Origin of the sequence: Streptomyces mirabilis, from assembly GCF_039503195.1 — a bacterium.
Lineage (GTDB): Bacteria > Actinomycetota > Actinomycetes > Streptomycetales > Streptomycetaceae > Streptomyces > Streptomyces mirabilis_D.
This window is the reverse complement of record NZ_JBCJKP010000001.1, coordinates 2,755,397-2,774,458: the sequence shown is the minus strand read 5'-3', so window position 1 is coordinate 2,774,458 and position 19,062 is coordinate 2,755,397. Positions and strand designations below refer to the sequence as shown.

Sequence of the window (19,062 nt, the reverse complement as noted above, 5' to 3'; positions counted from 1 at the left end):
GCACCATGAGCTTGGCCGTGATCGGCATGATCGCCGGAATGGCGCTGGGCTTCGCCGGGTACTTCGGGGGCTTCGGGGCCTTTCTGCTCGTGGCCGCCCTGGGTGCCGTCGGTTTCGTCGTCGGACGGTTCCTCGAAGGGGACCTGGATCTCGGTGACTTCTTCCGTCCCCGCGACGACCGGCGGCGGTGACGCCCGTGACCGGCCCGCTCGGCGACACCCGACGGCCCCTGACGGCCGTCGAGGCGGCCGAGCGCGGCGCGACCCGGATCGCCGACCGGGTCGTGGCGAAGATCGCCGCGCAGGCCGCCCGTGAGGCCCTGGACCCGCTGCCCGCGGACGCCGTACCCCCGCACGCGACGGTCGTCGTCCTTCCCCAGGCTCTCGGCCCCGCTCGAGCAGGGGAGACTCCCGTCGCAACCGCCCGCGTCCGCCTCCACCTCGACCTCGGCTACCCCTCCGACATCGGCGCCCGCTGCAACGCGGTGCGTTGTCATGTCGCCGAGCGGGTACACGCGTTGACGGGGATGGAAGTGCCGGAGGTGACGGTCCACGTCGAACGGCTGCACCTGCTACCGGCGACCGCCGCGGCACAGGGGAGGACGCGATGAGCGAGCCCCAGGGCTCCGAGAACACCACCCGACGCATGCCCGTCCTGGAGAAGCCGGACGCGGGCCCACCGGCCGAGGAGGAACTCGGCCAGTCCGCCTCCGCCGCCGACTACGACCCGCCGCCCGCCGTCGACGACGCGAGCGGCGGGCGGGGTCGGTTCTGGTCGGCGCGCCGCGTCCCCGCGGGGATCGTCGCGCTGCTGGTCCTCGTGGGTGCGGGCGTCCTGCTGTACGACGTCGCGGCCGTACGTGCCCACCGGCCCGCCTCGCACTGGCGCAGGTTCCTCGCCCGGCAGCTCGCCGAACGACCCCTGGACGACACCTGGGTGCTCGTCGGCGCCGGCCTCGCCGCGGCCCTCGGACTCTGGCTGATCGTCCTCGCGGTGACGCCGGGGCTGCGTGACGTCCTGCCGATGCGGCGCACCCATCCCGACGTACGGGCCGGGCTGCACCGGGGCGCCGCCGCGACGGCGCTGCGCGACCGGGCCATGGAGGTCTCCGGAGTGCGGTCGGTCCGGGTACGGATGGGGCGCGGGAAGGTCGACGTGCGGGCGGTCTCGCACTTCCGCGCGCTCGATGACGTACGGGCCGACCTGGACGCCACGCTCGCCGACGGCATCCGGGGACTCGGGCTCGTCCGGACACCCGCCCTGTCGGTGCATGTCGCGCGTCCGGGCCGGAAGGGGTGAGGGCGGTGCTCAGGATCGTCAACCGTGTCCTGCTGGGCATCGTCGGGCTCCCACTGCTGGTCCTCGGCGGCTCCGTGCTCGCCGTCGGACTGGGCGTGCGGCCGCCCTCCTGGTGGATCCACGACGGGCGGCACGACGTGCTGCTGAGCGCCGCCGAACGGACCAGGTGGCGAGACCAGGGCTGGTGGTGGCCGACCGTCACCGCCGTTCTCGTCGTCGTCGTCCTGCTCAGCCTGTGGTGGCTGTCGGCCGTACTGCGGCGGCGCCGGCTCGCGGAGGTGCTCGTCGACACCGGCGACGGTGAGGGGGCGCTGCTGCGCGGGCGGGCCCTGGAGGGTGTACTGGCCGCCGAGGCGGGGCGGTTGGACGGTGTCGAACGGGCCGAGGTCCAGCTGACCGGGCGGCGCGGCGCTCCCGGGACCCGGGTCCAGCTCCTGCTGGAACCGCAGGTCGATCCCGGGCAGGCGCTGCACCTGCTGACGACGGAGGCCCTGGCGCACGCCCGGGACTCCGCGGGCCTCGCCGCGCTGCCCGCGGAGGTACGCCTCCGCGGGGTCAAACACCGGGCCGAAAGGGTGAGTTAGGCCCCGGGTGGCGTCCGGGCGGACTCAGAACCCGCTCCGCACGCCGCCGTCCACCGGCATCATGATGCCCGTCAGATACGACGCGGCGGGCGAGAGCAGGAACGCCGCCGTGCGGCCGAACTCCTCCGGGGTGCCGTAGCGGCGCAGCGGAATCCGCGACTCGTTGGCCGCGCGGGTGGCCTCCGGGTCGGCGGAGAGGCCGTCGAGCTCGCGCAGGCGGTCCGTGTCGATGCGGGCCGGGAGCAGGCCCACGACACGGATGCCGCGCGGGCCCAGTTCGTCGGCGAGGGACTTGGCGAAGCCGGCGAGACCGGGGCGCAGACCGTTGGAGATGGTCAGGCCCGGGATGGGCTCGTAGACCGAGCCGGAGAGCACGAAGCCGATGACACCGCCCTCGCCGAGCTCCGCGGCGGCGGCACGGGCCAGCCGGACCGCGCCCAGGAAGACGGACTCGAAGGAGGCCGTCCACTGCTCGTCCGTGTTGTCCGCGACGAACCCGGGCGGCGGGCCGCCGACGCTGATCAGGATGCCGTCGAAGCCGCCGAAGTGCTCACGGGCCGCCGCGATCAGCCGGTCCGGGGTCCCCGGGTCGGAGTTGTCGGCGGCCACCCCGACCGCGTTCGGTCCGAGCCCGGACGCGGCGTCGGCGGCGCTCTTCTCGTCGCGCCCCGTGACGATCACCTTCGCGCCGTCGGCGGTGAGCTCGCGCGCGGTGGCGTTGCCCAGGCCACGGGTGGCTCCCGTGACGACGTACACACGGTCCTTCAGTCCAAGATCCATGGCCCCCATCCTCCCCTATCCGGTCGTCTCGGCTCCTCCCGGATGCGCTTCACCGAACAGGTTGAAGGCGGTCCCCACCAGGCCGAGGTGGCTGAACGCCTGCGGGAAGTTGCCGAGCTGGCGGCGCGCGACGGGGTCGTACTCCTCGGACAGCAGCCCCACGTCGTTGGCCAGGCCGAGCAGCCGTTCGAACAGCTCGCGGGCGTCCTTCGTACGGCCCGTCATGTGCAGCGCGTCCGCGAGCCAGAACGAGCAGACGAGGAAGGTGCCCTCGCCGCCCGGCAGCCCGTCGACGTCGACGCCCTCGTCGCTGTAGCGGCGCAGCAGGAAGCCCTCGCGTTCGAGCTCGGCGCGCACCGCGTCGATGGTGCCGACGACCCGGGGATCGTCGGGCGGCAGGAAACCGACGCGGGGGATGAGCAGCAGTGACGCGTCCAGCTCGCGTGACCCGTAGGACTGCGTGAAGGTGTTGCGTTCGCTGTCGAAGCCGTGCTCGCACACCTCCTTGTGCACCTCTTCGCGCATCGTGCGCCAGCCCTCCAGGTCGCCGCCGAGCTCCGGTTCGCTCTCCAGGGCCCGGACGGCGCGGTCGGCCGCCACCCACGCCATCACCTTCGAGTACACGAAGTGCCGGCGTGGGCCGCGCACCTCCCAGATCCCCTCGTCCGGCTGCCGCCAGGCGGTCCGCAGGAACTCCATCAGGGCGCACTGCAGGCGCCACATGTGCGGCTTGGACGGCAGGCCCGAGCGCCGGGCCAGCGAGAGCGAGTCGATGACCTCGCCGTACACGTCCAGTTGGAGCTGCTTGACGGCCTCGTTGCCGATCCGGACCGGGTACGAGCCCCCGAAGCCGGGCAGCCACGACAGCTCGAACTCGGGCAGCCGGCGCTCACCGGAGAGGCCGTACATGATCTGCAGGTCCGCGGGGTCGCCCGCGACCGCGCGCAGCAGCCAGTCGCGCCAGGCCTCGGCCTCCTCGTGGTACCCGGCCGACAGGAGCGCGCCCAGGGTGAGGGTCGAGTCGCGCAGCCAGCAGTAGCGGTAGTCCCAGTTGCGGACGCCGCCGAGTTCCTCAGGGAGCGAGGTGGTGGGGGCGGCGACGATGCCGCCGGTCGGGGCGAAGGTGAGGGCCTTCAGGGTGATCAGGGAGCGCACGACGGCGTCGCGGTGCGGACCGTCGTAACGGCAGCGCGCCGCCCACGCCTGCCAGTCCTCGACGCTGGAGCGCAGTGCCTCGTACGGGTCGACGAGGGGCGGGCGCGACTGGTGCGAGGGATGCCACGTCAGGACGAAGGCGACCTTCTCGCCCGCCTCCACGGTGAACTCCGAGTGCGTACGGAAGTCCTTGCCCCAGGTGCGTACCGCGGGTTCGCTGCGCAGCCACACCGAGTCCGGGCCCGCGACCGCCACCCGCTGGCCGTCCGCCCTGCGCACCCACGGCACGACGGAGCCGTAGTCGAAGCGCAGTTGCAGGGTGCTGTGCATCGTCACCCGGCCGCTGAGTCCTTCGACGACGCGGACGAGATCGGGGGCGTGCTCACGCTGTGGCATGAAGTCGGTCACGCGGACCGCGCCCTCGTCCGTCTCCCATTCGGAGTCGAGCACCAGGGTGTCCTGCCGGTACGCCCGCCGGGTGCAGGGGCCCGCCCCCGTGGGTGAGATCCGCCAGCGACCGTGGTTCTCGTCGCCGAGGATCGCGGCGAAGCAGGCGGCCGAGTCGAACCGTGGCAGACAGAGCCAGTCGACGGACCCGTCCCGGCCCACCAGCGCGGCGGTCTGTTCGTCCCCGATGAGCGCGTAGTCCTCGATACGTGGGTGCACGTGGGGCGAGTTCCCGGCGAAGGCGGGGGCCAATCGGGTCGGGGGCCGACCGGGTGACACCGGCAGAGGAAGTACGGGCGCGCCGCGCGGCGGCCCAGGGGTCAGGCGGCGACCGTGGCCGCTTCCGGCGCGGTCGTGGAGGCGGCGGCCTCGGCCCGGTCGCGGCGCTCCCGGCGGACCAGGATCAGCCAGCCCACGGGCACGCCCGCGGAGAAGAGCCACCACTGGATCGCGTACGCCATGTGCGGACCGATGTCGTTGTGCTCGGGGTCGGGGATCAGTTCGGGGGAGTCACCCTTGGGCGCGGGCGCGGTCTGCTCGATGTACCCGCCGAGGACCTGCTTGCCGAGGCTCTTGGCCTGCTGCTCGCTGTTGATCAGCATGACCTGGCGGTCGGGCAGGCCCTGGATGTTCTTGATGCCGCTGTCGCCGGTCGTCTCGTCGGGCATCAGCCGCCCGGTGACGGTGATCTCGCCCTTCGCGGGTGCCGGGATCTTCGGGAACGCGGTCTGTGAGCCGTTCGAGTCGATCCAGCCCCGGTTGACGAGCAGCACCCGGCCGTCGTCCAGGTCGAAGGGGGTCAGGACGTGGTAGCCGACCTCGCCGTCGGCGTTGGTGCGGCGCCGCACGACGACCTCGTGCGCGGTGTCGAAGGTGCCCTTCGCGGTCACCCGGCGGTACAGGTCCGCGTGCTCGACGTGCTGCCCCGGCGCGGTGACCGACTCGGCGGGCACCGGCGTGGCCGTCAGCGACTGCGAGATGACCTTGTTCAGCGCGACCTTGTGCTCATGGCGGTGCAGCTGCCAGAAGCCCAGCTTGATCATCGTGGGGATGAGCAGGAGGGCCACGAGGGTGAGAATCACCCACTGCCGGGACAACAGGAAGCGGTACACCCCACGACCGTACAACTCGGTCGTGGGGCGTATTCAGGGGGGTGCGCGTCGACACGACGGGAACGTGTGCTCCCGGACCGTTCCGCTCGGCTCTCAGACCTTGTCGATGATGCCCACCTTGCCCTCCGCGCGGGCGCAGTGCGCGCCGCAGAACCAGTGGCCCTCGACCTCGACGCCCTGGCCGATGATCTGCACGCGACAGTGCTCGCAGATGGGGGCCATCCGGTGGATCGCGCAGGAGAAACAGTCGAAGACGTGCACCGCGCCCTGCGCGTGCACCTCGAAGGTCATGCCGTAGTCATTGCCGCACACTTCGCATCTCGCCATGCGCCACAGGGTGAGGTGCCGACGCGGCGCGGGCGAGCGGGCGCCGGGCGAGTCGCCCGGCAATCACCCGTACGTCCGTCAGCGACCCCGGCCCCTCCTCAGCCCTCCGTGGTCACTTCTCGGAGGCCGGCGCCACATCCCGCAGCAGCTGGCCGAACGCCGCCTCGTCGATCACCGGTGTCCCGAACTGTTTGGCCTTGACCACCTTGGACGTACTGGAGTCCGGATCGTTGGTGACGAGCAGGCTGGTCAGCCGGGACAGACTCGTCGCGACATGCAGTCCGGCCTCGACGGCACGGTCCTCCAGCAGCTCGCGGTCGACGGACGTGTCCCCGGAGAACGCGACCCGCATACCCTGCTTGAGTGGTTTGTCCGCTTCGTAGTGACCCGGGTTGGGATAGGGGCATGCGGGGCGTTTGCGTGAAGGCCGCCAACTCCCGGACGGGTAGCCACCGGACGGGTAGCCGCCGGACGCATGACCACCGGAACCGGGCTGCCGTCCGATCCGCGGTGCCGCGGGGCTCTCGGACCACTCCTTGAGCGGCCGGCACTCCAGGAGCGGCAGCCGGATGCCGTCCCGCGCGGCGGCCCGCAGACTCGGCCGGAACGCCTCGGCCAGCACGCGCGCGTCGTCCAGCGCGTGGTGCGCCCGCTGCTGTACGACACCGAAGTGCGCGGCCAGTGACTCCAGCTTGTGGTTGGGCAGCGGCAGGCCCAGCTCCTTGGAGAGCGCGATGGTGCACAGCCGCTGACGCACCGGCGCCTCACGCTCCGCGCGCGCGTACTCCCGCGCGATCATCGACCAGTCGAAGACCGCGTTGTGCGCCACGAGCACCCGGTCGGCGAGCCGGTCGGAGAACTCCTCGGCGATGTCCTGGAAGAGCGGGGCGCCTTCGAGCACCTCGGTCGTCAGACCGTGGATCCAGACCGGGCCCGGGTCCCGCTCCGGGTTGACCATCGTGTACCAGTGGTCCTCGACCTCGCCGCGCGCGTCCAGCCGGTAGACGGCGGCCGAGATTATCCGGTCGTCGCGGGCAAGGCCGGTGGTCTCCACGTCGACGACCGCGTACCCCTCCGGATACGCGGCCGGCCAGGGGGCTGGTGACGCTGCGGTCGTCAGGTCTTCGAGCATGGTCACTGAGGATACGGGCCCTGACTGACAGTCCGGCCCCCACCTTCCCGGATCCGACGGACGGTCCGGCCCCCGGAGTTGACGCGGTCAGCGGGGGACAGGGGTGCCTTTTGTGGCGCGGGTCACCGGTTGGTTCGGCCCGGCGGGCGCCCCCGGGCGCATGGCTGACGCATGGCTATGGACCTTTCGACGGTGTCCTGCAAGCGTGCTCCGCGCCCCAGCAGGTAGCGCCTACGAAGGGCGGTACGGACATGGCACGAGTGAGGTACGGCGCACGGACCGAGGCGGAGATCGCCGCCGCGCGCACCGCGAGCGCCAAGCTCCCCGACATCTGGTCCACCGGCGTGGTGGCCGTCTGGGAGAGCGATCCGGACGCGGTCGCGGCGGTCCTGCCACCCCCGCTCAAACCCACCGGGCGCCCCCTGGTCCGGGTGAACATCAGCAAGGTGGACCTGCCGGGTTATCCGCTCGGCGCGGGCTCGTTCGCCGTCGCCGCGGCGCACGACGGCGTCGAGGGCTGGTACCCGCTGGTCATGCCGATGACCCACGAGCGGGCGCTCATCGGCGGCCGCGAGGTCTTCGGGGAGCCCAAGAAGCTCGGCGAGGTCACCGTGGAACGCGACGGCCTCGTCGTACGGGCCGCACTCGCCCGGCACGGCATCGCGTTCGTCGAGGTGCGCGGCGCGGTGAGCGGTGAACTGCCGCTGCCCGAGCCCGCCCGGAAGACCGACTTCTACTTCAAGTTCCTTCCCGCGGTGGACGGTTCGGGCTTCGACGTCCACCCCGTGCTCGTGCACTGCGTACGCAACGAGAAGGTGCGCAGGCTGGAGCGCGTCACCGGGGACGTCGTGCTGCGCGAGTCGATGTACGACCCGGTCGCCGACCTCCCCGTACGCGACCTGGTCGAGATCACCCTCGGCGAGAAGACCACCGACCAGACGGGCCGGGTGGTCGAACGCGTCAGCGCCCAGGCCCTGTTGCCGTACATCCACCAGCGCTACGACGATCCGCGGCAGATCCTCGACGGGCCGCCGGAAGGGAGCGCGTGATGGATCTCCGGACGGGGCAGGTCGCCGTCGTCACCGGCGCGGCGAGCGGTATCGGGCTCGCGATGGCGCGCCGGTTCGCGGCGGACGGTCTGAAGGTGGTCCTCGCGGACGTCGAGGAGGGTGCCCTGGAGAAGGCCGCCGCCACGCTGCGGGAGGACGGGGCGCAGGTGCACGCGCGCGTGGTGGACGTCTCGGAGCGCGAACAACTCGACGCGCTCGCCGCCGAGACGTACGAGAAGTACGGCGCCGTGCATGTCCTGTGCAACAACGCGGGAGTCGGCTCCGGCGCCGAGGGCCGCATGTGGGAGCACGATCCGAACGACTGGAAGTGGGCCTTCGCCGTCAACGTCTGGGGTGTCTTCCACGGCGTCCAGGCCTTCGTGCCGCGGATGATCGCCTCGGGAGAGCCGGGCCACGTCGTCAACACCTCGTCCGGCGACGGCGGGATCGCCCCGCTGCCGACCGCGTCCGTGTACGCCGTCACCAAGGCGGCCGTCGTGACGATGACCGAGTCCCTGTACGCGCATCTCAAGGCGGAGCACGCGCGCGTGGGGGCGTCGGTGCTCTTCCCCGGGCCCCACATGCTCCGCACCGGCCTGTGGGAGTCGCACCGCAACCGGCCCGAGCGCTACGCGAAACAGCGCCCGAGGAAGACCCCGTACCGCAGCCTCGACCAGTGGGAGGCCGCGATGAAGGAGGCAGGGCAGGAGGTGCGGTTCACGCCGGTGGAGGAGGTCGCCGACCTGGTGGCGGACGGCATCCGGGAGGGTCGGTTCTGGCTGCTGCCCGCGAGCGAGCACAGCGACCGGCAGATCCGGGCGAGGTCGCAGTCCATGCTCGACCGGGCCGACCCGTCGTACCTAGAGCACTTCATCCTGGACTGAGGAGGCGGGCGATGACCGACCGGGACCCCTATCTGATCATCTCCTCCGACTGCCACGCCGGGCTCCCCACCGAGGAGTACCGGCCCTACCTGGACTCCCGGTTCCACCGGGACTTCGACGAGTTCCTCGCGGGCCAGGGCCGACGCCGCGAGGAGATGAACCGGCTCGGCATCCGCAACGAGGCGTTCGCGGACCGCTGGTTCCAGGACAACGAGGAGGGCCTGCGTGGCGGTTGGGACACCGCGCAGCGCCTCAAGGAGCTGGACGGCGACGGTGTGGCAGGGGAGGTGGTCTTCCCGGACGCCGACGCCGTGGACAGCCGCACGGCGGCCCCCTTCGGCGTGGGCCTCGGCCTCTCCGGCGACCACGACCCACAGCTCGGCATGGCGGGCGCGCGGGCCCACAACCGCTGGCTGGCGGAGTTCGTCGGGCAGAACCCCGAACGGCACTGCGGGGTCGCCCTGTTGCCGATCACGGCGGCCCCGGACGCGGTCGTCGCCGAGGTGTACCGCGCCAAGGAGTCGGGACTCGGCGCCCTGATGATCCCCGCCATGTGGGTCGACAAGGAGCCCTACCACGACCGCCGTTACGACGCCGTGTGGGCGGCCGCCGCCGAGTGCGGGATGCCGGTGGTCACGCACTCCGGCGCGGCACCGCGCCACGAGTACGGCGACCACCTGGGGATCTACGTCTCCGAAGTCACCTGGTGGCCCGCGCGCCCCCTGTGGTTCCTGCTCTGGTCGGGCGTCTTCGAACGCCACCCGGGGCTGAGGTTCGGGGTGGCCGAGTCGGGCTGCTGGTGGCTGCCGAACCTCCTCTGGTTCATGGACCGCCTCTACCTGGGCGCGCACGGCGGCAAGAAGCTGTCGCCCTTCGCCGAGCTGAAGCGGCCCCCGCACGAGTACCTCGACCGGCAGCTCTTCATCTGCGCGACGAACACCAAGCGCCGCGAACTCGCGCAGCGCTACGAGATCGGCGTCGACAACATCCTCTGGGGCAGCGACTTCCCGCACCCCGAGGGAACCTGGCCCGACACCCGCGCGTGGCTGCGGCGCACCTTCCACGACATCCCGGTCGCGGAGACCCGCCGCATGCTCGGTCTCGCGGCCACCGAGGTCTTCGGCTTCGACGTCGAGCGGCTGACCCCGCTCGCCCGGCGCATCGGCCCGACCCCGGCCGACCTCGGCCAGAGCGACGACCAGACGGCCGTGGCGGCGTCCTGGGCACGCTCGCGCGAGGTGGGCCGCCACTGGCTGACCGACCACGACTTCCCGGTCCTGGGAACGACGCCGTGAGCACCCCCACGAACGGCCCCGTGACCGACCGCTACACCGTGATCTCGGCGGACTGCCACGCCGGAGCGGACCTCCTGGACTACCGGCCCTACCTGGCGAAGGAACACCACGAGGCGTTCGACGCGTGGGCGGCCACGTACGTCAATCCGTACGAGGACCTGCTCGCCGACACCGCCGACAAGAACTGGAACTCCGCGCGTCGCCTGGCGGAGCTGGAGGAGGACGGCATCGTCGCGGAGGTGGTGTTCCCCAACACCATCCCGCCCTTCTTCCCGTCGGCCGCCCTGATGGCGCCGGCCCCCACCGCCGAGGAGTTCGAACGGCGCTGGGCGGGCCTGCGCGCCCACAACCGCTGGCTCGCCGACTTCTGTGCGGCCGCGCCGGGCCGCCGCGCGGGTGTCTTCCAGATCCTCCTGAACGACGTGGGGGAGGCGGTGAAGGAGATCAGGTGGGCCTCCCGGGCGGGCCTCAGGGGCGGCCTGCTGCTCCCCGGCACCCCACCGGGCTCGGGACTGCCCGAGCTGTACTCGTCGACGTACGACCCGATCTGGGCGGTCTGCGAGGAGCTGGGCGTCCCCGTGAACCACCACGCGGGCTCGGCGTCGCCGCCACTGGGCGAGGAACCGGCGGCCCGCGCGGTCTTCATGGTCGAGACGACCTGGTTCTCCCACCGCGCGCTCTGGCACCTCATCTTCGGCGGCGCCTTCCGCCGCCACCCCGGCCTGAGACTGGTGCTGACCGAGCAGGGCTCGGGCTGGATACCCGGGGTGCTCGACATGTTGGACTACTACCACGGGAGGCTGTCGGCGGCGGCGACGAAGAGGGCGAAGAGGTCGACGGCGGAGTCGAAGTTCGGCGCGGGACTCGCCGAGGCGATGGGCAAGGGCCCCTCGGACGTCTGGCGGGACAACTGCTTCGTCGGCGCGAGCTTCATGCGCCCGCACGAGGTGCCGCTGCGGGCGCGGATCGGCGTCGACAAGGTCATGTGGGGCAGCGACTACCCGCACGACGAGGGCACCTACCCCTATTCCCGGGAGGGCCTGCGCTGCGCGTACGCGGGGGTGCCGCGCGAGGAGGTCGCCGCGATGGTCGGCGGGAACGCCGCCCGGGTGTACGGCTTCGACCTCGACGCGCTGGACGCCCTCGCGGCGAAGGTGGGACCGACCGTGGCGGAACTGGCCGAACCGCTGACGCGGCCCCCGGCGGACGCGACGAGTCCGGTGTTCGCGCGGGGAGCGTCAGTACGGGTCTGGTGACGCGCCAGGTGGCATCCTCCCTGTGTGACGGTACCCACGCACGACGAGGCCCACGAAGGCACCCTGGGCCCCCGCCTGAACTGGCTGCGTGCCGCGGTGCTGGGCGCCAACGACGGCATCGTCTCCACCGCCGGCCTCGTCGTCGGCGTGGCCGGCGCCACGGACGACCGCTCCGCGCTGCTCACGGCGGGCCTCGCGGGGCTGCTGGCCGGGTCCATGTCGATGGCGGCGGGTGAGTACGTCTCGGTCTCCACCCAACTGGACTCCGAGAAGGCCGCCCTGGCGCTGGAGCGACGCGAACTGAGCGAACAGCCGGCCGCCGAACTCGAGGAGCTGACCGAACTCCTGGAGCAGCGCGGCCTGACCCGCGACGTGGCCCGCGAGGCGGCCGAGCAGCTCACGGAACGCGACGCCCTGAAGGCCCACGCGCGCGTGGAGCTCGGCATCGACCCCGACGCCCTCACCAACCCCTGGCACGCGGCCTGGGCGAGCTTCCTCTCCTTCACCGTGGGCGCCCTCCTCCCCCTCCTCGCCATCGTCCTGCCACCGGCGGCCTGGCGCCTGGGCGTCACCGTGCTCTCGGTCCTGGGCGCCCTGGTCCTCACCGGCTGGCTGAGCGCCCGCCTGGGCTCGGCGAACCCGGGCCGCGCGGTACTGCGGAACGTGGTCGGGGGTGCGCTGGCGATGGGGGTCACCTATGCGGCGGGGGTGCTGTTGGGGGCGGCCGGGGTGTGACGAGCGCCGAGCGGACATCTGACGAGCATCGGTCCGGACCTGTCGGCGTCCTTGGCGGAGATCACCAATAAGCAAGCGCGTACCCCCGGTAATACTTGTGGGTAACAACGTCTAGCCGTGGCCGAGCTGCGGTTCTACGGTGCACCCATGCCGAACCTGCCCGATGTCGTGCTGTTGTCGATACCCGCTTTTGTGCTGCTCACCGTGATCGAGGTGGTGAGCGTCAGGATCCATCCGGACGACGATGCCGCGGGGTACGAGACGAAGGACGCCGCGACGAGCGTCGGCATGGGGCTCGGGAGTCTCGTCTTCGACTTCCTGTGGAAGATTCCGATCGTCGCGATCTATGCGGCGATCCATGAAGTGACTCCGCTCCGGGTGCCCGTCCTGTGGTGGACCGTTCTGCTGATGCTGCTGGGGCAGGACTTCTTCTACTACTGGTCGCACCGCGGGCACCACGTGATCCGCGTCCTGTGGGCCTGCCATGTGGTGCACCACTCCAGCCGGAAGTTCAACCTCACCACCGCGCTGCGCCAGCCCTGGACGACCTGGACGGTCTGGCCCTTCTACGTGCCGCTGATCGCCCTCGGTGTGCACCCCGCCGCGCTCGCGTTCTGCTCGTCGGTGAACCTCGTCTACCAGTTCTGGATCCACACGGAGCGGATAGACAAGATGCCCCGTTGGTTCGAGTTCGTGCTCAACACGCCCTCCCACCACCGGGTCCACCACGCCTCCCAGGGGGGCTATCTTGACCGCAACTTCGGCGGGATCCTCATCGTCTGGGACCGGCTCTTCGGGTCCTTCGTCGCCGAGACCGAGCGGCCCGTCTACGGGCTCACCAAGAACATCGCCACGTACAACCCCCTGCGCGTCGCCACCCACGAGTACGCCGCCATCGCCAGGGACCTGAAGGCGGCGACCGGTTGGCGCGAGCGGGCGGGGCGGGTCTTTCGCGGGCCCGGCTGGCAGCCGACGCCGAAGTCCGCGGGGCACCAGCCGGTCACGGAGCCCGTCGCGTGAGCCCACGGCACGCGCGCGTGCTGCTCGTCTCCTTCGGCGTGGCCGCTGCCGTGGACCTCGTTTCCCTGGCCGTCGGGTTCACCCCGGGGCACCTGGTCGCCAAGCCGCTTCTGATGCCCCTGCTCGCCGCCCACGCGGTCGTACGCGGCGGACCCCGGCTCCTGGTGGCCGCCCTGCTCTGCGGCTGGGGCGGCGACGTACTGCTGCTGTCCGACGCCGACCCCGCCTTCCTCGTCGGGATGGCCTCCTTCGCGGCCGGTCACGTCTGCTATCTCCTGCTGTTCAGAGGGCCGGATTCGCCGCATCGCCCTCCCCACGTGCGTGGGCCGTCGGTCTGGCTCGGTGGCGCGTACGTCCTCGCCCTCGTCGTCACCGTCACCCTCCTGTGGCCCGATCTGCCCGCCGGCCTCCGTATCCCCGTCGCGGGCTACAGCCTGCTGCTGACCGCGATGGCGGCGGCAAGCACCCGGCTCGGGCCCGTCGCGGGCGCGGGCGGGGCGCTCTTCCTGCTGTCCGACACCCTCATCGCCACCGGCGTCGCCGACTGGCCACAGCTCCCGAGGCCGGACTTCTGGATCATGCTGACCTATGCCGCCGCCCAGTTCCTGCTGGTCAGCGGAGTGCAGGGCACCCTCGGCGCGCATACCGCGGCGGGGGCGGCGTACGGTGAGATGCGCTCAACCACCCCCTGAGCGCATCTCACCCAGCCGATCGGCCGAGAAGGATCCTCGTCATGCGCGCCACCACCATCCACGCCCCGTACGACATGCGCGTCGAGGACGTCCCCGACCCCCTGGTACAACTGCCCACCGACGCGGTCGTGCGGGTGCTGCGGTCCTGCATCTGCGGCAGCGACCTGTGGGCCTACCGGGGCGAGGCGGCACGGCAGGCGGGGCAGCGGATCGGGCACGAGTTCCTCGGCATCGTCGAGGAGACCGGCTCCGAGGTGACCGGCGTCCGCCGCGGCGACCTGGTCGTCGCGCCCTTCATGTGGTCGGACGGCGTCTGCGACTACTGCCGCGAGGGCCTCACCACCTCCTGCGAGCACGGCGGCTTCTGGGGCGCGGTCGGCTACGACGGCGGTCAGGGCGAGGCCGTGCGCGTCCCCTTCGCCGACGGCACCCTCGTACAGCTGCCCAAGGAGGCGGCCTCCGACGACCACCTGCTGTCGGCCCTGCTGACGCTCTCCGACGTCATGGGCACCGGTCACCACGCGGCCCTCGGCGCGGGAGCCCGCAAGGGCGCCACCGTCGCGGTCGTCGGGGACGGCGCCGTCGGGCTGTGCGCCGTGCTGGCCGCCAAGCGGCTCGGCGCCGAGCGGATCATCGCGCTCGGACGCCACCAGGCACGTACGGACATCGCGCGCGCCTTCGGTGCCACGGACGTCGTCGCCGAACGCGGCGAGGCGGCCGTCGAGGCCGTCCGCGAGCTGACCCGCGGCCAGGGCGCGCACGCCGTCGTGGAGGCGGTCGGTACCGAGCAGTCCATGCGGACGGCCGTGAACATCACCCGCGACGGCGGCGCCATCGGTTTCGTCGGCGTGCCGCACGGCAGCGGCACGGGCCTCGACCTGGGTGTGATGTTCGACCGGAACATCGCGCTGCGCGGCGGTGTGGCGCCGGTGCGGGCGTACATCCCGGAGCTGCTGCCCGACATCCTGGACGGCACCATCGACCCGTCGCCCGTCTTCGACATGACCGTCGGTCTGGAAGGCGTGCCCGACGGCTACAAGGCGATGGACGAGCGCACCGCCCTCAAGGTGCTCGTCACCAACGGCTCATGACCACCTGATCGGCAGCGGAAGCGCCGTCAGCAGCCCCGACACCGCCACGACCAGGCCCAGTGCCACCACCTCCGCGCGAGCGGGGACACAGGCGCTGAGCCGGTCGGCGGCCCGGCGCAGCCGCAGCCGCGCGAGCAGCGCCAGCACGGCGACGGCGGCCACCAGCACCAGCTTGGCGAGCAGGGTGCGCCCGTACGACGTCGCCGTCAGCTGGTCCAGGACCGTGCCGGGCGGCATCCGGCGCAGTGCGCTCCACACGCCCGTCGCGGTGAGCGCCGCGAACAGGACGGCGGCCACGCGCGCGTAGAGGCCCAGAAGCGCCGCGCCGGCCGCGTCCGCCGAACCCGCCGTCTCGGCCGTCTCCGTCGGCTCCGCCTCCGAAGCGGCGCGCCAGGTGCGCAGCATCCGCAGTACGTGCAGCAGGCCGCCCGTCCACAGGGCCGCGCAGGTCACGTGAACGAGCGTCAGACCGGAGCCGACGAGCGGGCCGTGTTCGGGCGCCGGGTGGGCGCGCAGCGCCTCCGCGAGGACCACCGCGGCCAGCGGCCCCACCTGCGCGGCCGGTCTCCGCGAGAGGGCGCAGAGCCCGGTGGCCAGGAACGCGTTGACCTCCAGGAGCGCGAGCTTGCCGTCCCGGCTCTGGTAGAGCCCGCCGACGTCCATGTCGGAGAGGTGGTGCGGCAGCAGATTGCCGGTGGCCACCACCGAGGCCAGCCCCAGCGCCGCGAGGAACCCGACCGCCGCGGCGGAGGTCGCCCAGCTGCGGGGCGCGTGCTCCAGCGGCGCGCCCGGCACCAGGCGGGCCAGCCGGGCCGCGAACAGCTCGCCCACGGGGACGCACAGCGCCGCGAACAAGGCCGCGCGCAGCAGGGCGATGCCGCCGACGCCGGGAGCGGCCGCCTCGCCGGTGCCGTCCAGCGCGGGGCGCGGACCGAGCAGCGGGATCAGCGCGGCCACGGCCACCAGGACGAGCAGGGCGACGGCGCGTCCGGCGGCGGGGCGCCGCGCCGGACCACTCGCGCCCGCTGTCTCGGCTGTCGGTCGTATCAAGGTCACCCCAGGATCTTCACCAGTCGGCACAGAACCGGGCAAGTACAGGGAAACAAGCGGTGGTTAGGCATTCCGCCCATAGATACGTTTCCGGTCGACCCCTCGCTCACGCCCGACGGGCGCGAGCGTCTCCCGAAGCGACCAGCCGGCTCAGGCCCACCGGGCCCGGTCCGTCCCCCAACGTCCCGGCGGCCGTGCCCAGTCGAAGGGCCCGCCGGCGAAGGAGACGGGCGACCGTGCGTACCTGAGCCGGCCCAGGTCGCTGTCGGTCTCGGCGAGCCAGGGGCCCGGTTCGTACGAGGTGTCGGCGGGCTCCTCGTCCCCGTGCGCCGACCCGTCCATCAGCCACGCGGCCGTCCGCGCGAGCGCGAGCCGGACGAGCCGCGTCCCGCCCTCCCGGGCCTGCTCGGTGAGCGACCGGAGCACCGCGGCGGCCAGCAGGTACCCCGTGCCGTGGTCGAGGGCCTGCGCGGGCAGCGCACCCGGACGCTCGGCGGACCCCTCGATCTCCGCGATCCCGGTGGCGACCTGCACCAGACTGTCGAAGCCCCGCCGCCCGGACCACGGCCCGTAGGCGCCCCACGCCGACAGCTGCGCCACCACCAGACCGGGCCGCCGCTCGGCCAGTGCCCCGGGGGAGAGCCCGAACCGGTCCAGTGCGCCGGGCCGGTACCCGGTGACGACGACATCGGCCTCGGCGAGCAGCTCCTCGAAGGCCGAGCGACCCCCGCGCGCTGACAGGTCGAGCGTGGCGGAACGCTTCCCGAAGTCCAGGTCGGCGTGCTGGTCGTCGATTTCGGGCAGGCGCGGGCTGTCGATCCGCAGGACGTCCGCGCCGAGGAGGGCGAGCGTGCGGGTGGCCACCGGGCCCGCGATGACCCGGGTGAGGTCCAGCACGCGGACGCCCGCGGCGGGCAGCAGCGGATCCCCGGCGAGCGGGACGAGCGGTCGTACGGGTGCCGTGTCCAGCCGCTCGCGGGTCACCAGCGGGTGTGCGGCGATCGCCCGCCCCTGTGGGTGCGCCGCCCACCGGCCGGGCGTGCGCAGGGCGATCGCGAGTCCGCCGGCCGCGTACACCGTCTCCTCCACCTCGATGGCCGATCGCTCTGCGAGCACCTCGGCGACCACCTCGGTGAGGGAGCCCCGGCCCTCCGGCACACCCAGCGCGCCCAGCAGCCGCTTCTGGTGGTGCGGATAGTTCGCGTGGGTGCGGACCCAGCCGTCCGCCGTCCGCCAGAACCGGGACAGCGGGGCGAAGTTGACCGGCTCACGACCGTCGACGCGCAGATGCCGCTCACTGTGGAAGGCGGTGGCGACGGCCCCGTCGTCCACGCGCACCTCGGGCACCTTCCCTCCGGTGCGCCCTGCGGTCAGTTCGGCCCCGGCGAGGGCACAGACCGCGACACAGGCCCGGGCCGTCCCGCGCACCGGCAGCCGTGCGGGCAGCACACCCTCCCGTGCGACAGCCGAGATCCGTGAGACGAGTGCGGGGTCGCCGCCCAGAGCGGCCCACGCGAAGTCCGTACGAGTCATGACGGCACTATGCCGGGTGTACTGGATCAACATGGGAAAGGGGGCCGGGGCAACCGCCCGGCCCCCTCGCTCACGCGGTCACTCAGTGACCGCGTTCAACGCGTCGACGGTGCCCCAGCCGTAGAACCCGTTGTGGTTCTTCGTGCCCTCGCACACCGCGTCGACCTTGCCGTCGCCGTCGATGTCGTAGGGGTCGGTGCACGGCGTGGCGTCGGCCTCCGCGTACAGCAGCGCCTTCACCAGGGCGGCGGAGGCGTGCGGGTGGGTCGACTTGATGAGGGCGGCGACGCCCGCGACGTGCGGGGACGCCATCGACGTGCCCGCCATGTAGCCCCACGTGCCGCCGGGCAGCGGTCCGAGGATCAGGCCGCTGGTGGCGGGCGGTGCCGGGGTCTGGTAGCGCGTCGAGTCGCCGCCGGGCGCGGCGACGTCGATGACGCCCAGGCCGTGGTTGGAGAAGGACGACTTGATGCCCTTGGCGCCCGTCGCGGCCACGGTGACCACACCCGGCAGCTGGGTGGGGATGTCGTAGCACTTGGAGGGGTCGATCACCCGGTCCGAGGGCGTGCCGTCGTTCGGGGAGACCGGGTCGGTGATCGAGTCGGCGGCCAGGTCGTAGTTCTCGTTGCCCGCCGCGGCGACGTTGACGGTGCCCTTGTGCTCCGCGTACCGCGAGGCGCGGGTGATCGCGTCGACCAGGGCCTTCTGGTCCGGATCGTCCTTGCAGTTGAAGTACCAGGGGTCGGTGTAATAGCTGTTGTTGGTCACGTCGACGTGGTGCTCGGCGGCCCACACGAAACCGCAGACGACGGCCTCGGTGTAGAAGTAGCCGGCCGTCGTGGCCACCTTGATGCCGGCGACCTTCACGCCGGGCGCGACTCCGGTGATGCCGACGCCGTTCTTGGCGGCGGCGATCTCGCCCGCGACATGCGTGCCGTGCGGGCTCTCCGCGGCGGTCGGCCGCCAGGCCCCGTCGGTGGTGTCCGGCTTGCCCGTCACACAGTTGACCGAGGCGTCGCGGTTGAAGTTCGGCGCGATGTCGGGGTGCGTGTCGTCGACACCGGTGTCGATCACGGCGACCGTCACCTTGCTGCTGCCGAGGGTCTTCTCGTGCGCCTTGTCCGCCTTGATGGCGGGCAGGTCCCACTGGAGGGACTCCAGCGGATCCTGCCCGGCGGCGGCCTCGGCGCCCGCGGCCTTCTCCTGCGCCGCGGTGAGCACCTGGGGCGCGCCCATGTCGGTGGTCGACTGCGCGGGCAGCGGCGCGTTGCGTGTGTTGCCGGCCGACTGCACGCCGCGTACGCCGCGGATCGTCCTGGCGAAGTCGGCGTTCGAGGAGTGCACGACGATCACGCCGATCTGGTCGTACGACGTCACTATCGTGCCGCCCGCCTTGGCGACGGCCTTCTTCACGGAGGCGTAAGTGTCGTGCCCGGGGCGGACGTTGACGACATAGCTGAGGGCGGTCGCGTCCGCCGTCGTCGTGGCGGTCCGCGTGGCGGAGCCGTCGGTGTCGGCCGCCGAGGCGCTGACGTTCGGCAGGAAGGCGAGGGCTGTCGCCGTGGCCATCCCGAGCGGGAGGGCTATGGCGCGACGGGAGCGCTTGCGAGGCGCGGTCATG

The 19,062-nt window shown here is 72.4% G+C and carries 20 protein-coding genes; 12 read left to right on the top strand and 8 right to left on the bottom strand.

Annotated features, from left to right (window positions below; translation table 11 throughout):
• Positions 1–5: 5 nt before the first annotated feature.
• From AAFF41_RS13235 to amaP, 4 genes are read left to right on the top strand one after another with little or no spacing between them, the layout of a single operon-like run.
• Positions 6–191: a hypothetical protein gene (locus AAFF41_RS13235; RefSeq protein ID WP_054232254.1), complete on the top strand. Its 186-nt coding sequence runs from the start codon at positions 6–8 to the stop codon at positions 189–191.
• 5 nt (positions 192–196) lie between these two features.
• Positions 197–610, top strand: coding sequence for an Asp23/Gls24 family envelope stress response protein (locus AAFF41_RS13230; RefSeq protein ID WP_319748116.1), 414 nt, complete (start codon positions 197–199; stop codon positions 608–610).
• Positions 607–1,299: a DUF6286 domain-containing protein gene (locus tag AAFF41_RS13225; RefSeq protein ID WP_319748114.1), complete on the top strand. Its 693-nt coding sequence runs from the start codon at positions 607–609 to the stop codon at positions 1,297–1,299. Before AAFF41_RS13230 ends, AAFF41_RS13225 begins: the two co-directional genes overlap by 4 nt.
• Entirely contained in the window at positions 1,296–1,883 is a 588-nt protein-coding gene (gene amaP / locus AAFF41_RS13220) for an alkaline shock response membrane anchor protein AmaP (protein WP_319748112.1), read from the top strand. Before AAFF41_RS13225 ends, amaP begins: the two co-directional genes overlap by 4 nt.
• Before the next feature lie 24 nt (positions 1,884–1,907).
• Here amaP and AAFF41_RS13215 read toward each other — a convergent pair whose 3' ends face one another.
• The 5 genes from AAFF41_RS13215 to AAFF41_RS13195 all read right to left on the bottom strand — a co-directional run bounded on the left by AAFF41_RS13215 (position 1,908) and on the right by AAFF41_RS13195 (position 6,836).
• The gene (locus AAFF41_RS13215; protein WP_343323989.1) at positions 1,908–2,663 is read right to left on the bottom strand and encodes an SDR family oxidoreductase; all 756 of its coding nucleotides are present in this window, start codon (positions 2,661–2,663) and stop codon (positions 1,908–1,910) included.
• 15 nt (positions 2,664–2,678) lie between these two features.
• Entirely contained in the window at positions 2,679–4,484 is a 1,806-nt protein-coding gene (locus AAFF41_RS13210) for a glycoside hydrolase family 15 protein (protein ID WP_319748108.1), read from the bottom strand.
• Between the two features lie 101 nt (positions 4,485–4,585).
• Positions 4,586–5,377, bottom strand: coding sequence for an SURF1 family cytochrome oxidase biogenesis protein (locus AAFF41_RS13205; RefSeq protein WP_319748106.1), 792 nt, complete (start codon positions 5,375–5,377; stop codon positions 4,586–4,588).
• A gap of 93 nt (positions 5,378–5,470) precedes the next feature.
• A complete protein-coding gene (locus AAFF41_RS13200; RefSeq protein ID WP_054232337.1) occupies positions 5,471–5,704 on the bottom strand; it encodes a hypothetical protein in 234 nt (77 codons plus the stop codon).
• Between the two features lie 112 nt (positions 5,705–5,816).
• Entirely contained in the window at positions 5,817–6,836 is a 1,020-nt protein-coding gene (locus tag AAFF41_RS13195; protein ID WP_343323988.1) for a DEDDh family exonuclease, read from the bottom strand.
• Positions 6,837–7,087: 251 nt separating this feature from the next.
• On the opposite strand from AAFF41_RS13195, the gene AAFF41_RS13190 reads away from it, so the two are divergent.
• From AAFF41_RS13190 to AAFF41_RS13155, 8 genes are all read left to right on the top strand, one after another.
• Positions 7,088–7,885, top strand: coding sequence for an acetoacetate decarboxylase family protein (locus AAFF41_RS13190; RefSeq protein ID WP_319748102.1), 798 nt, complete (start codon positions 7,088–7,090; stop codon positions 7,883–7,885).
• Complete coding sequence (locus AAFF41_RS13185; RefSeq protein ID WP_319748100.1) at positions 7,885–8,769, top strand: SDR family NAD(P)-dependent oxidoreductase; 885 nt, start codon at positions 7,885–7,887, stop codon at positions 8,767–8,769. Before AAFF41_RS13190 ends, AAFF41_RS13185 begins: the two co-directional genes overlap by 1 nt.
• Positions 8,770–8,780: 11 nt before the next feature.
• Positions 8,781–10,064, top strand: a complete 1,284-nt coding sequence (locus AAFF41_RS13180; RefSeq protein WP_343323987.1) for an amidohydrolase family protein — start codon at positions 8,781–8,783, stop codon at positions 10,062–10,064.
• The gene (locus AAFF41_RS13175) at positions 10,061–11,320 is read left to right on the top strand and encodes an amidohydrolase family protein (RefSeq protein ID WP_425526122.1); all 1,260 of its coding nucleotides are present in this window, start codon (positions 10,061–10,063) and stop codon (positions 11,318–11,320) included. The genes AAFF41_RS13180 and AAFF41_RS13175 overlap by 4 nt, the downstream gene beginning before the upstream one ends.
• A 24-nt stretch (positions 11,321–11,344) precedes the next feature.
• Positions 11,345–12,055 carry a VIT1/CCC1 transporter family protein gene (locus tag AAFF41_RS13170; RefSeq protein WP_319748095.1) on the top strand — a complete coding sequence of 237 codons (711 nt, stop codon included), beginning with the start codon at positions 11,345–11,347 and terminating at the stop codon, positions 12,053–12,055.
• A 147-nt stretch (positions 12,056–12,202) separates the two neighbouring features.
• Positions 12,203–13,075 carry a sterol desaturase family protein gene (locus AAFF41_RS13165; protein WP_095858171.1) on the top strand — a complete coding sequence of 291 codons (873 nt, stop codon included), beginning with the start codon at positions 12,203–12,205 and terminating at the stop codon, positions 13,073–13,075.
• Entirely contained in the window at positions 13,072–13,767 is a 696-nt protein-coding gene (locus tag AAFF41_RS13160; RefSeq protein WP_319748093.1) for a lysoplasmalogenase, read from the top strand. Before AAFF41_RS13165 ends, AAFF41_RS13160 begins: the two co-directional genes overlap by 4 nt.
• A 41-nt stretch (positions 13,768–13,808) precedes the next feature.
• Positions 13,809–14,858, top strand: coding sequence for a zinc-dependent alcohol dehydrogenase family protein (locus tag AAFF41_RS13155; RefSeq protein ID WP_319748092.1), 1,050 nt, complete (start codon positions 13,809–13,811; stop codon positions 14,856–14,858).
• On the opposite strand, the gene AAFF41_RS13150 is transcribed toward AAFF41_RS13155, so the two are convergent.
• The 3 genes from AAFF41_RS13150 to AAFF41_RS13140 all read right to left on the bottom strand — a co-directional run bounded on the left by AAFF41_RS13150 (position 14,853) and on the right by AAFF41_RS13140 (position 19,061).
• On the bottom strand, positions 14,853–15,914 hold the full coding sequence (locus AAFF41_RS13150; RefSeq protein WP_319748091.1) for a CopD family protein: 1,062 nt from the start codon (positions 15,912–15,914) through the stop codon (positions 14,853–14,855). The two genes, AAFF41_RS13155 and AAFF41_RS13150, sit on opposite strands and share 6 nt — an antisense overlap.
• Positions 15,915–16,058: 144 nt before the next feature.
• The gene (locus AAFF41_RS13145) at positions 16,059–17,441 is read right to left on the bottom strand and encodes a CoA transferase (protein ID WP_343323986.1); all 1,383 of its coding nucleotides are present in this window, start codon (positions 17,439–17,441) and stop codon (positions 16,059–16,061) included.
• A 78-nt stretch (positions 17,442–17,519) separates the two neighbouring features.
• Positions 17,520–19,061, bottom strand: a complete 1,542-nt coding sequence (locus tag AAFF41_RS13140) for a S8 family peptidase (RefSeq protein ID WP_343323985.1) — start codon at positions 19,059–19,061, stop codon at positions 17,520–17,522.
• Position 19,062: the final 1 nt, after the last annotated feature.

Coding starts and splice junctions, on each gene's coding strand:
- AAFF41_RS13235 (WP_054232254.1), top strand. CDS start 6: ATGAGCTTGGCCGTGATCGGCATGATCGCCGGAATGGCGCTGGGCTTC.
- AAFF41_RS13225 (WP_319748114.1), top strand. CDS start 607: ATGAGCGAGCCCCAGGGCTCCGAGAACACCACCCGACGCATGCCCGTC.
- AAFF41_RS13215 (WP_343323989.1), bottom strand. CDS start 2,663: ATGGATCTTGGACTGAAGGACCGTGTGTACGTCGTCACGGGAGCCACC.
- AAFF41_RS13200 (WP_054232337.1), bottom strand. CDS start 5,704: ATGGCGAGATGCGAAGTGTGCGGCAATGACTACGGCATGACCTTCGAG.
- AAFF41_RS13195 (WP_343323988.1), bottom strand. CDS start 6,836: ATGCTCGAAGACCTGACGACCGCAGCGTCACCAGCCCCCTGGCCGGCC.
- AAFF41_RS13190 (WP_319748102.1), top strand. CDS start 7,088: ATGGCACGAGTGAGGTACGGCGCACGGACCGAGGCGGAGATCGCCGCC.
- AAFF41_RS13185 (WP_319748100.1), top strand. CDS start 7,885: ATGGATCTCCGGACGGGGCAGGTCGCCGTCGTCACCGGCGCGGCGAGC.
- AAFF41_RS13180 (WP_343323987.1), top strand. CDS start 8,781: ATGACCGACCGGGACCCCTATCTGATCATCTCCTCCGACTGCCACGCC.
- AAFF41_RS13165 (WP_095858171.1), top strand. CDS start 12,203: ATGCCGAACCTGCCCGATGTCGTGCTGTTGTCGATACCCGCTTTTGTG.
- AAFF41_RS13155 (WP_319748092.1), top strand. CDS start 13,809: ATGCGCGCCACCACCATCCACGCCCCGTACGACATGCGCGTCGAGGAC.
- AAFF41_RS13145 (WP_343323986.1), bottom strand. CDS start 17,441: ATGACTCGTACGGACTTCGCGTGGGCCGCTCTGGGCGGCGACCCCGCA.
- AAFF41_RS13140 (WP_343323985.1), bottom strand. CDS start 19,061: ATGACCGCGCCTCGCAAGCGCTCCCGTCGCGCCATAGCCCTCCCGCTC.